Annotated in this window: 10 protein-coding genes and 2 pseudogenes; 8 read left to right on the top strand and 4 right to left on the bottom strand. The window is 65.6% G+C overall.

Annotated features, from left to right (window positions below):
- The first annotated feature begins 253 nt into the window (after window positions 1-253).
- Window positions 254-1,135, top strand: coding sequence for a LysR family transcriptional regulator (locus G3436_RS12585; RefSeq protein WP_163945360.1), 882 nt, complete (start codon window positions 254-256; stop codon window positions 1,133-1,135).
- A gap of 347 nt (window positions 1,136-1,482) precedes the next feature.
- Here G3436_RS12585 and G3436_RS12580 read toward each other — a convergent pair whose 3' ends face one another.
- On the bottom strand, window positions 1,483-3,195 hold the full coding sequence (locus G3436_RS12580; RefSeq protein WP_338001247.1) for a TonB-dependent receptor: 1,713 nt from the start codon (window positions 3,193-3,195) through the stop codon (window positions 1,483-1,485).
- Window positions 3,196-3,426: 231 nt separating this feature from the next.
- Here G3436_RS12580 and G3436_RS12575 point away from each other — a divergent pair, with 231 nt between their 5' ends.
- A complete protein-coding gene (locus G3436_RS12575) occupies window positions 3,427-3,609 on the top strand; it encodes a hypothetical protein (RefSeq protein ID WP_163945357.1) in 183 nt (60 codons plus the stop codon).
- A 116-nt stretch (window positions 3,610-3,725) separates the two neighbouring features.
- Here G3436_RS12575 and G3436_RS12570 read toward each other — a convergent pair.
- From G3436_RS12570 to G3436_RS12560, 3 genes and pseudogenes are all read right to left on the bottom strand, one after another.
- Window positions 3,726-4,289: pseudogene (locus G3436_RS12570) on the bottom strand (DUF4174 domain-containing protein).
- 226 nt (window positions 4,290-4,515) lie between these two features.
- Window positions 4,516-6,876, bottom strand: coding sequence for a DNA polymerase II (locus G3436_RS12565; RefSeq protein WP_163945354.1), 2,361 nt, complete (start codon window positions 6,874-6,876; stop codon window positions 4,516-4,518).
- Between the two features lie 53 nt (window positions 6,877-6,929).
- Window positions 6,930-7,298, bottom strand: coding sequence for a hypothetical protein (locus G3436_RS12560; protein ID WP_163945337.1), 369 nt, complete (start codon window positions 7,296-7,298; stop codon window positions 6,930-6,932).
- Here G3436_RS12560 and G3436_RS12555 point away from each other — a divergent pair.
- The 6 genes and pseudogenes from G3436_RS12555 to G3436_RS12530 all read left to right on the top strand — a co-directional run.
- Window positions 7,219-7,783, top strand: a pseudogene (locus G3436_RS12555) (LysR substrate-binding domain-containing protein); the annotation flags it as partial. The gene G3436_RS12560 and the pseudogene G3436_RS12555 sit on opposite strands and share 80 nt — an antisense overlap.
- An 89-nt stretch (window positions 7,784-7,872) precedes the next feature.
- Window positions 7,873-8,559 carry an SEL1-like repeat protein gene (locus G3436_RS12550; protein ID WP_420801203.1) on the top strand — a complete coding sequence of 229 codons (687 nt, stop codon included), beginning with the start codon at window positions 7,873-7,875 and terminating at the stop codon, window positions 8,557-8,559.
- 84 nt (window positions 8,560-8,643) lie between these two features.
- On the top strand, window positions 8,644-9,342 hold the full coding sequence (locus tag G3436_RS12545) for an AzlC family ABC transporter permease (RefSeq protein WP_163945349.1): 699 nt from the start codon (window positions 8,644-8,646) through the stop codon (window positions 9,340-9,342).
- Entirely contained in the window at window positions 9,339-9,662 is a 324-nt protein-coding gene (locus G3436_RS12540) for an AzlD domain-containing protein (RefSeq protein WP_163945346.1), read from the top strand. The genes G3436_RS12545 and G3436_RS12540 overlap by 4 nt, the downstream gene beginning before the upstream one ends.
- The gene (locus tag G3436_RS12535) at window positions 9,659-10,492 is read left to right on the top strand and encodes an AraC family transcriptional regulator (protein ID WP_163945343.1); all 834 of its coding nucleotides are present in this window, start codon (window positions 9,659-9,661) and stop codon (window positions 10,490-10,492) included. The genes G3436_RS12540 and G3436_RS12535 overlap by 4 nt, the downstream gene beginning before the upstream one ends.
- Window positions 10,493-10,641: 149 nt before the next feature.
- On the top strand, window positions 10,642-11,804 hold a 1,163-nt coding region (locus tag G3436_RS12530; protein ID WP_163945340.1), incomplete at its 3' end, for a methyl-accepting chemotaxis protein.

The following is an 11,804-nucleotide window of genomic DNA, read 5'->3' as shown; positions in this document are numbered from 1 at the left end:
CCCAACGCGGTGCGCACCGCCGCCGAGGTGCCCGCGCGCCCCGCTGGTGCCCACCACCAGGGCCACCACCGGCCCCGGTGTGGCGATCAGTATGAGTAAGGTGCCCAGGTAGGTAAACAGCAGCGTGGTGTTCAAGACGGTCTCCTTGGAGAGTAGTTGCGGTAGGCTGTGGATTCTGCGCAGGTACAGGGCACTTGAAAAACGCAAAATGCTCTGACCTACTACGACAAATACTCATGATGGAAACTGCCTGATGGTCGATCGCCTGCCCCCGCTGTATGCCCTGCGCGCGTTCGAAGTGGCGGCCAGGACCTGCTCCTTCACCCGTGCCGGCGCGGAACTGGCGCTGACCCAGAGCGCGATCAGCCGGCATATCCGCACATTGGAGGCGCAATTTGGTTGCCGCCTGTTCGAGCGCCACGGCCCGCGCCTGCGCCTGACCGACGCCGGCCAGCGCCTGGCCGAACAGCTGGGCGCGGGATTCGCGCTGATCGAGCAGGCCTGCCAGCCGTTTCGCAATGCCTCGCGCCACCTGCGCCTCAAGGCCCCGTCGACCCTCACCATGCGCTGGCTGCTGGGCTGCATCCAGCGTTATGCGCACGGCGCCTCGGTGCAGTTGGCCAGTGTATGGATGGACGTCGACCGCGTGGATTTCGCCAGCGAGCCCTACGACTGCGCGGTGTTGCTGGGCAATGGGCAGTTCGGCAAGCAGGTCGAGGCGTGCAAGCTGTTCGACGAACAATTGATCCCGATCTGCGCGCCGGGGGTGCGCGGTAAGGGCGACTGGGATGCCGAGCGCCTGGCGGCCGCGCCGTTGCTGCACCCCTCGACCGACCGGCGTGACTGGCAGCGCTGGTTGCGCGGTGCCGGGCTGCAGGGCCAGGTCGAGCTAGGCCGCGGCACGTTGTTCGACACCCTGGAGCACGGCATCGCGGCGGCGATGGCCGGGCATGGCGTGTCGATCGGTGACCTGGCGCTGGTGATCGAGGATGTGCGCGCCGGGCGGTTGGCGTTGCCGTTCGAGCAGGCCGTGGCCACCGGGGATGGTTATTACCTGGTGTGGCCGGTGGGCAGCGCATGGCGCGAAAGCATCGAGCGTTTACGGTTGTACCTGTTGGAACAGTTGCCGGCCTGAACAGCTTCGCTGGCAAGCCAGCTCCCACAGGGTTCGCACTGATCTTGCGACCTGTGAGCTACCTGGGGGAACTGGCTTGCCAGTTCCCACAGGGTCAGCACTGATCGTGCGGCCAGTGAGCTATCTGGGGGGAACTGGCTTGCCAGCTCCCAAAGGGTCAGCACTGATCGTGTGGCCAGGGGGCTATCTGGGGGGAACTGGCTTGCCAGCGAAGAGGCCCGAAAGCGCGCCTCAGAAGCGCGTCGTGGCGCTCACGCCGAACGTGCGCCGATCGCCCCGCGCATCCCACGCGATATCGAACGGCAGCGGTACGCTGTCGGTCTTGTACTGCTTGTCGGTCAGGTTGTTCACGTACGCGGTGAAGTCCAGGTCGTACTGCCCACCCACATGGTAGGTGGCACTGGCGTTACCCAGCGTGTACCCATCCTGCGACACGCTGTGGTCGGCCTGCGCAGTCGGCAGGAAGAAGATCCGGCTCTGGTAGCGCCAGTCGGTGCCCAGCGTGATGTCGTCGCCATTCTCCAACGCGATGCGGTAGCTGCCGCCCACCGCCAAGGTTCGCGACGGCGAGCGCGCAATGCGATTGCCCGAGTAATCCACGCCACCCGATTCGAAGTCCTGCAGCTCGGTATGCAGCAACCCCAGCGAGCCATGCAGCTCAAGGTTGGCCAGCGGCAGCGCCTGCAACTCGAACTCGCGCCGCGGATCACGCCCTGGCCACTGTTGGTCAGCAGCGACACCACCTGCCCGTCGCGCACCGACACGGCGTTCACCTGAATATCCGAATAGTCGTAATAGAACACGTTGGCGTTGGCGATCAGGCGTTCGTCTAACCACTCGCTCTTGACCCCCAGTTCGTACGCATCGACGTTCTCCGGCGCCACCACCGAGGCCTCGGCCTGTACCTGCGCCCCACCGCTGAAACCGCCCGAACGGAAGCCTTTGGCATAACGGAAATACACCCGCGCGTTATCGTTGAGCTGGTACTCGGGGGTGAAGTCGTAGGTCAGCTTGTTCCAGGTGCGTTGCTCGTCCTGCTCGACACGGGTCACCAGCGGCCCGCTGTAGTGCTTCCACCAGTCGCTGCGGTTACTGAAGTCGACGCTGCCAGCATCCGGCGGCGCCACACGGCGCAGGTCGATGTCCTTGGTTTCACGGGTCCAGCGCAGGCCGGCGGTCAGGCTCAGGGCGTCGCTGGCCGGCCAGGTGCTGCTGGCGAAGAGCGCGAAGCTATCGGTCTTCTGGTCGATATCGGTACGCCCGAAGTCCGCCACGCCAAAGGCCTGGTTGTACGCCTCTGGGAACAGCGCGTTGCTGTTGTGGCTGTCGAGCTGCTCATGGAACAGGTGGGTGCCGACGATCCAGCTCACTGCCTGGTTTTTCGCCGACGACAGGCGCAGCTCCTGCGACACCTGCTTCCAGCGGTCATCGTTGTAGCCACGGCCGAACTCGTAAATGCTCATGTTCGGGCTTTCGGCCTTCTCGTGGATCGTGTCGAACGCGGTGATCGAGTCCAGTTGCAGCGCGTCCAGGTCCCACTTGAGAGCCAGTTGCAGGCCGTTGTGCTCGATGCGATCGTCGGCCTTGCCGGTGAACGCGGCCTTGTCGGTGGCAGGCTTGGGCGCGGGCCGAACAAGGTACTGCCGCCCGGCCCGGCGCCCCAGGCGCGGGTCGTGGATATCGCCGACGGTGTGGCCATCGACTTCGTTTTCGAGCTGGCCATCGCGGCGCTGGTCGATAAACGCCACCCGCGCGGCCAGGCGGTCCTTGACCAGCGTGTCGCCATAGGCGCCTTCGTACAGCTGCGAGTTGTAGTTGCCCAGGTCGAGCTTGAAGTAGCCGTTGGCGCCATCGGCCAGATCGGGCTTGCGCGACACGAAATTGATCGCGCCGCCGGTGGTGTTCTTGCCCCACAGGGTGCCTTGCGGGCCGCGCAGCACCTCGACGCGCTCCATGTCGTAGAGCGGGAAGCCGGTGGCCACGTGCGGGTCGATGTACACATCGTCGGTGTAGATACCCACCGGGTAGACGGTGGTCGAGGCCATGTCGCCCGAGCCCATGCCACGGATGTACCAGCGCGGCCGCTGTGCCCGGCAAACTCGGGGGCGATGGCGTTGGGCACGTTCTGCAGCGCCTTGCCGGCACTGAAGCCGCCACCGCTACGATCGAGCTGGCGGTCGCTGACCACCGAGATGGCCGGGGGTACGTCCTGTACCGATTCTTCGCGCTTTTGTGCGGTCACAGTGACGGTGGGCAGATGAGCAGTAGGGGCAGACATGGCGCAGGTTCCGATGAGTCAGGGTGAACGGACTATCGCAAGCAGCGTGCCAATGAGCCATGTGACTGAATTTGAAGCGTTTTATGAATTGTTCGAGCAGCGATTGCTGGCCAGGCAACAGTGTTGCAGCAGCCATTGTGTGCTGGGCATCAGCGCCTCTTCGCTGGCAAGCCAGCGCCCACAAGGACAACGCTGATCCGTGTGGGAGCTGGCTTGCCAGCGAAGGGGCCAACCTCTGTCTACACATAGTCCCGGTCGAACAGGTTCTGCCCGTTCAGGCTGGCCTGCAGCCTCTTGCGCGACCGATGTACCTCAATCCTCCAGCGGCTTGGGCGGCGCCGCCGGTTTGGCAGGCTTGACCGGTTTTGCCGGCTTGCCAGCTTTGGCCGCCTTGCCATCGGCCGCAGGCTCGCTCACTGCAGCCGCCGGCGCCGCGCCACAATGGCCTTTTCAGCCGCCGGCAACTGGTCGACGCCGCAAAAATCTGATCCGGCTCCACCGTGCCGTCATGTTCGATCACATGCTTCTCGCCATCCTTGCCCACCAGCACTACCTGCGTACCCTTGCGCGCCCCCAGGTTGAGTTCGCGAATCAACGCCATGGTGGTCTGCTGCTCAAGGAACTTGTCCTCGCGCTTACCCACCATGTTCGCCACGCTGTACAGCACCAGGTTGCGCTCCTGGAACTTGGACTTGGTGGCCGGGTCTTCCAGCGCCTTGTTCAACGTGCGCAAGGTAGGGTCGGCCGTACTCGGCGCTATCACGATCAAAGGCCGGGCCTTGCCAGGTCCTGGGCCAGGGGCGCATCGCTGTCGGCAGCGAACAGAGGGCTGGCAACAACCAGCAAGGTGGCGAGGGTCAGTGACCGAACATGCATGTGCATCTCCTTCTTGTTTCCATGCACCAAAGACTACAGATCGAAGTAAAAGATCCTACGGAGCCTAAACGACTGCTGGCGCTGAGGGGCGGCTACAAAAGTAACTTCCGGTTTCAGCGACAGCTGCACATGGGGTGAGAATAGCTGAAGTGTTCAGGTGTGGAGGCAGCAGGTGGCGCGCCGTGCCTATAGGAGCCGGCCGTGCCGGCGACGGGGCCGGCACGGGCTAGAACAACCCCATCTGCCGATCGATCAGCGCACTGAAATCATCCCCCACGAACGGCAGGATCGCGTCGGCCACCGGCTGCAGTTGGCGCGTCAGGTAGTGGTCGTAGTCAATGCCGTTGCGCAGGTCTTCCAGCGGTTCCGGCCCGCCCAGGGTGATCAGGTAGCTGATCCAGCCGCCGTTCTGGTACTGCCGTGGCCGCCCCTGGCTGTCGTTGTAGGCGTCGGCCAGGCGCGCCGCCCGCACATGCGGCGGTACGTTGCGCTGATAGTCGCTCAGCGGCCGGCGCAGGCGCTTGCGGTACACCAGCAATTCGTTCAGTTCCCCCGCCAGCATCTGACGCACATACGCCTTGATGTACGCCTGATACGGCTGGCGCTCGAAGATGCGCCGATACAACGCCTGCTGAAACTGCTGCGCCAGTGGCGACCAGTCGGTACGCACCGTCTCCAGCCCCTTGTAGACCATCTCGTGCTGGCCATCGGCGCGCTGCACCAGCCCGGCATAGCGTTTCTTGCTGCCCTCCTGCGCACCACGAATGGTCGGCATCAGGAAGCGTTTGTAATGGGTCTCGTACTGCAGCTCCAGCGCGCTGTCCAGGCCGTACGCGTCACGCAGGTGCTCGCGCCACCACTGGTTGACCTGCTGCACCAGCGCGCGCCCGATGGCGCCGGCCTGCGCCTCGTCATGCGGGCCCTTGAGCCACACGAAGGTAGAGTCGGTGTCGCCATAGATCACCGCATAGCCCTGGGCCTCGATCAGCTCGCGGGTACGGCGCATGATCTCGTGCCCGCGCATCGTGATCGACGAGGCCAGGCGTGGGTCGAAGAAGCGGCAGCCGTTGGAGCCCAGCACCCCGTAGAACGCGTTCATGATGATCTTCAGCGCTTGCGACAAAGGCGCGTTGTGCTCGCGCTTGGCCTGCTCGCGGCCCTGCCACACACGCTCGACGATGGCCGGCAGGCAATGGCGCGTACGCGAGAAGCGCGCCCCGCGAAAGCCCGGCACCGAGTGCTGGTCATCGGGCTGGCGCAAGCCTTCGACCAGGCCGATCGGGTCGATGAGAAACGTGCGGATGATCGAGGGGTACAGGCTCTTGTAGTCCAGCACCAGCACCGACTCGTACAGGCCGGGCCGCGAGTCCATCACAAAGCCGCCCGGGCTGGCTTCGTCCGGGCGCCCGCCGAGACTGGGCGCGACAAAGCCCTGGCGGTGCATCAGCGGAATGTACAGGTGACAGAACGCCGCCACCGAGCCACCGCTGCGGTCGGCCGGCAAGCCGGTGACCGTGGCCCGTTCGAGCAGGAAGGTCAGCAGCTCGGTCTTGGCGAAGATGCGCGTGACCAGCTCGCAGTCCTTGAGGTTGTAGCGGGCCAGGGCCGGCTTGTCCTCGGCGAACATGCGGTTGATTTCGTCCATGCGCTGGTACGGGGTGTCGATTGCCTTGCCCTCGCCGAGCAAGGTCTGCGCGACGTTTTCCAGGCTGAACGACGGGAAGCTCCAGGTGGCCGAGCGCAAGGCCTCGATACCGTCGATGATCAGGCGCCCCGCCGCTGCCGCAAAAAAGTGCGCGCGGCTGCCGTGCTCGCGCCACTCCATCACCTCGCCACCGCGCCCCAGGCGCAGCGGCACCTGCAACTGCTGCGCGTGCGCGTGCAATACCCGCAAGTCGAACTGCACCAGGTTCCAGCCGATGATGGCGTCGGGGTCGTGACGCGCCAGCCACTCATTGAGGCGCTCCAGCAACTGCGCACGGCTGTCGCAGTAGTGCAAGTCGAAATCGACCGTGCTGGCGTCACCATTGGCCGGGCCGAGCATGTACACCTGGCGCTGGCCACAGCCCTCCAGGGCGATGGAATACAACTCGCCGCGCTCGGTGGTCTCGATGTCCAGCGACACCAGGCGCAGGCTTGGCCGGTAGTCCGGGGCGGGCTTGAGCTGGGCGTCGAGCAGCAGCCCGCTGGCATCCGCGGCGCCACTGAAACTCACCGGTGCGGTGATGAAGCGCTCCATGAGGTAGCGCTCCGGCGGGCGGATATCAGCCTCCAGCAACTCGACACCGGCGGCCCGCAGGCGCTTGTCCAGTTGCATCAGTTGGCGGTGCTGGTGGCAATACACGCCCAGCACCGGGCGCTGCTGAAAATCGCACAGCGCCAGCTCGCGCAGTTCGATGCCGCGCTCGGTGCGCATCAGCGCTTCGACCTGGGCGCGCTGCGTGGCAGCCACGAACGCCACCGAGGTCTGCGGCGGCAGGCGCAACTGGCGCGGGCCCTGGTCGGTCGCCAGCCAGAACTCCACGCACGTACCGTCTGGCGTATCCCGCCAGTGCCGGGTCAGGACAAAGCCCTGTTGAACCTCCACCGCTGCAACCTCGAACCCGTCTGAATGGGCCGATTCTACCTGACCCGGCGGGCTCAGGCGTGATTGCGCTTGCCGGCCGGGAAGCCATGCCCGCGCGCCTGCCACGTCAGCACCAGTACCAGGCCCACCAGCGCCAGCAGCACCCACGGAAAGCGCGTCACGCCGACCTGGCTGCCCAGCACCAGCCGGCGCAGGTGCCAATCGATCAGCGCCCCCACCACGGCGATGCCGCCCAGCGCCGCGCAACCGAACAACAGCAGCACCTGCCCCGTGCTGCCGGCCACCCCCGCCGACAACAGGAACGGCACGATGTAGGTGCTGCGCCAGCCCAGCAGATCACCCAGCCAGGTGCCGCGCGGCAAGCTACGCGTGAGCCTGCCGCAGGTCAGCAGCATGATCGTGCCGCTGCTCAGCGATTTCATCGGGCTGTACCCGCAGGTGGAGCTGGACCTGGACTTCAGCGATCGCATCGTCGGCGAAGGCTACGACGTGGTGCTGCGTGCCGGCCTCTTTCGAACGCCACGGTACCCCGCACCACCCCCGCGACCTGGCCGGCCACAATGGCCTGCACTACCGCTTCCTCAGCACCGGCAAGCTGCAACGCTGGCCGTTGCGGCGCGCCGAAGGGGCTGCGGACTACGAGATCCCGGTATCGATGGTGTGCAACCACCTGGAAACCCGCATCTGCTTTGCCATCCGCGGCCACGGCATCGCCTGCCTGCCCGACTTCACCATCAGCCAGCAACTGGCCCGGGGCGAGCTGGTGACGGTGCTCGACGATCACCTCGACCACGGCGGCTGCCTGTACCTGCTATGGCCCTCGGGGCGGCAGCTGTCACCCAAGCTGCGGGTGTTCATCGACTTTAATGGAGCAACGGTTGTTTGCCCAACTGCCACCAACCGCTAGAATGCCGTCCCAGGAGCCCACAACGCCGATGGATCGCCCGACTGCCACCATGAACAGCGCCGAACTTTTTACCCGTATGGATCATGAACGTGCTTCCTGACCACCGCTTGCTCAGCCTGTTCTGCCTGCTTCCGCTGCTGGCCCTGGCCGACGACGTGCGCATCGACCCGCATGCCGACCTGCTGTACCGCCAGGCGCTGCCGTTTCTGGAGCGCGCCGATGCACAAAGCCAGGCCTTGCCGCTGGCCCCCGACCCGGGCGACCAGGCCCTGATCGTCGAGGTCGAAGCCCTGGGGCGCACCCTGGAGCCTGCGGTGGCACTGCTGCGCAAGGCGGCCGAACTCGACCACCCGGTGGCGCAATACCGCCTGGCGCTGTTCTACATCACCTACCTGCCGCAAAAAGACATCGCCGCAGCCGCCTGCCCGTTGCTTGAAGCCAGCATTGCCCAGGGCTTTGCCCCGGCGGCGCTGGGTATCACGCCGTGGTGCACGGCGTTTGGCAACAGCAGTGCCTATCGCCAGGGCATGGAGCGCGTACCGCTGATGACCACCCTGTATGCCGCCTACTACCCGCAGCCGGCCGTGCGCCTGGAGTGCATCCGTCAACGGCCGCAGGGGCTGAACATGCAGTGGGGGCGCCAACGCGATTTTCAGGCCGAGGTGTACCGCCTGCTCGGCACGCTCGACCCAAGCCACGACCAGGCCTATTACCAGAAGGCGGTCGAGATCAACGGCTGCCTGCCCGCGCAGCGACGCCTGACCAGCCAGCGCTGATTTGGCCGGCCACAGCAAGATCGTACAAGGCAAGCGCTGACGGCTCTGGCATGCTGTGGCTCCGTTTCCAAGCGTGTGTCGTTCATGTCCAGTCCTGCCCTTGCCCGCGCCGCCTTTACCCAGGGCGCCATTGCCATCCTGCCGCTGTCGCTGGCCGTCGCGCCGTGGGGCCTGCTGGCCGGCTCCATGGCCATCGAAGCCAACCTCACCGCGCTGGAAGGCCAGGGCTTGTCGGCCATCGTGTTTGCCGGCGCCGCGCAACTGGTCGCGATCGGCATGCTCAAGGGTGGCGCCAACCTGTTCTCGATCCTGCTCACCACCTTGCTGCTGACCTCCCAGCACCTGCTGTACGGGCTGTCGATGCGCCCGGTGATCAGCGAATTGCCATTGCGCTGGCGCCTGGGCCTGGGGTTTCTGCTCACCGATGAGTTCTTCGCCCTGACCAGCCAGTACGACCGCCAGCAGTTCAATCGCTGGTATGCCCTGGGCGTGGGCCTGACCTTCTACATTGCCTGGAACCTGTTCACCCTGGCCGGCATCGTGCTGGGGCGCAACATCCCGCACCTGGACCAGCTGGGCCTGGACTTCTCCATCGTCGCCACCTTTGTCGCGCTGATCGCACCGCTGGTACGCAACCTGCCCACGGTGATGTGCGTGGCCGTGTCGCTGTTCAGCTCGGTGCTGTTCAGCTTCTGGCAGTGGGAAACCGCGCTGGTGCTGGCCGGCCTGCTGGGCATGGCGGCAGGCTTCGTGTGCCAGAAATTCAGCGGAGCGCGCGCATGATCTTGCTGTTGATTGTCGGCATGGGCGTGCTGGTGTTTCTCAACCGCTATGCCTTCCTGGAACCGCGCCTGCCGTTGCGTCTGAGCTCCAACGCGCGGCAGTTCCTCGGGTTTGCCGTACCCGGCATGCTCACCGCAATCTGCGGGCCGATCGTGTTCCTGCCCGGGCACCAGCTCGACCTGAACCCGAGCAACCCGTACCTGCTCGGCTCGCTGGTGGCGATCGTGCTGGTGCTGTGGACCCGCAGCGTGCTGCTGAGCATGCTGGCCAGCATGGCGTTCTTCTTCGCGCTGCGCTGGTGGCTCAACGGCGCGCCATGAAAAGCCCTCCCCAGGAACAGACACGCCTGTGGCAGGCACCGGCGCTGGGCGATATCGAACTGCTGCATGCACGCTACGTGCAGCAGCGTTTTGCCCCGCATGTGCACGAAGGCTATGTGATCACCATCATCGAGTCCGGGGCCCAACGCTTCTGGCACCGCGGCAACGAGCACCTGGCGCCGGTGGGCAGCATGGTACTGATCAACCCGGACGAGTTGCACACCGGTGCCAAGGCGCATGAACAGGGCTGGCGCTACCGCGGCTACTACCCCGAGCAGGCACGTATCACCGGCGTGCTGGACGAGCTGGAGCTCAAGCGCAACGGGCTGCCGCTGTTTCGCGCCAGTGTGCTGCACGACCCGCAACTGGCGCGGGCATTCAGCGGGCTGCACTGTTTAGCCGAACACGGCGCCAGTGCGCTGGAGCAGCAGACCGCGTGGCGCGAGGCGGTGTTGCTGCTGGTGCAACGGCATGCCGGTGGCCGCGAGGCGCGCGCACCGGGGCTGGAGCCAGGCGCGGTGACCCGTGCCAAGGAACTGATGGACAGCCGCCTGGCATACCCGCCGTCGCTGGAAGAGCTGGCGACGGCAGTGGGCTTGTCGCCGTTCCATTTTGCCCGGGTGTTTCGGCATGCCACCGGCCTGCCCCCGCATGCCTGGCTCAAGCAGCGACGCCTGAGCCGTGCACGCGCGTTGCTCAAAGGCGACTGCCTGCCGTTCAACGTGGCGTTTGCGCTGGGGTATTCGGACCAGAGCCATTTCAACCGGCAGTTCAAGCAGGCGTACGGGGTGACGCCGGGGGCGTATCGACAAGCCTGTGCGGGTGAGTGAAGTAGCAGGTCTGCCGCGTCCCACGCAAACCCCGTTCGGTAATCGAACACAACCGGCGTTTGCCCCTCAAGTCGCCCCGCGCTCACTCCGATAGCAGGCTACCCACCCCAGCGTGGGATCGTCCTTTGCTGCCCGGGAGTACTGTCTGCATGTTCGCCGACCTGAAAATTCGCACTGGTATGTTCTGGGTGTTGCTGCTGTTCAGCCTCACCCTGCTCTTCTCGACCCTGAGTGCCTGGCGCGCAGCCGTGGGCAGTGACCAGCAGATCCGCGAGCTGGACCAGACCGCGCACCAGTCAGACCGGCTCAACAACGCCCTGCTGATGGCGATCCGCGCCAGCGCCAACGTGTCATCGGGTTTCATCGAGCAGCAAGGCGGCCACCTCGACAGCGCCAAGGCGCGCCTGGCGCTTTCCGAAACACTGATCGGCAACAGCCACACGCTGGTCGCCGAGTTCGTCGCCAACACCCAGGACCCCGCACAGAAAGCCCTGGCCGACGACCTGCAAAGCACCTTCGACAGCTACGCCAAGGCCGTTGCCGGGCAGCGCGCAGCGACCCTGGCACGCTCGCTGGACGACTACTTCACCGTCAACGTGGCCGCAGGCACTGCCATGGGCAAGCTGCAGGCGCTGCGCCAGCAACTGGTGGCGGCACTGACCGCGCGCAGCCAACAGATCATGAGCGCGTCCGACCAGCGCCTGGGCGCGGCGCAGTGGCTCAGCGTGGCGCTGGGGTTGGTAACCGTGTTGCTGGCGGCACTGTGCTGGGGCTTTATTGCCGCCCGTGTGCTACGCCCGCTGCAGGAGGCCGGCGCGCACTTTCGGCGCATCGCCGCCGGTGACCTGAGCGTGCCGGTGACGGTGCGCAGCAGCAACGAGATCGGTCAGCTGTTTGCCGAACTGCAGCGCATGCAGCATAGCCAGCGTGACACCCTCGGGCAGATCACCGCCTGTGCAAGCCAACTGGCCAATGCGGCCCAGGCACTCGACAGTGTCACCGAACAGAGTACCCAGAGCCTGCGCCAGCAGGACCAGGAGCTGGAGCAGGCCGCTACGGCCGTCACCGAGATGACCACGGCCGTGGAAGAAGTGGCGCGCAATGCCGTGTCGACCTCGCAGGCGGCCAGTGCCTCCAACGAACTGGCCGAGCAAAGCCGCCGCCAGGTCAACGACAACATCGACGGCACCCAGGCCATGGCCCGCGAAGTCGAAGTCAGCGGTGAGCGGCTGCAGCAGTTGGCGGGGCAGATTCGTGACATCGGCAAGGTACTCGAAGTGATCCGCTCGGTGTCCGAGCAGACCAACCTGCT

The sequence above is a fragment of the Pseudomonas brassicae genome, assembly GCF_010671725.1.
Classification (GTDB): domain Bacteria; phylum Pseudomonadota; class Gammaproteobacteria; order Pseudomonadales; family Pseudomonadaceae; genus Aquipseudomonas; species Aquipseudomonas brassicae.
Note: the sequence above shows the minus strand (reverse complement) of the source record. Positions and strands in the feature narration are given on the sequence as shown.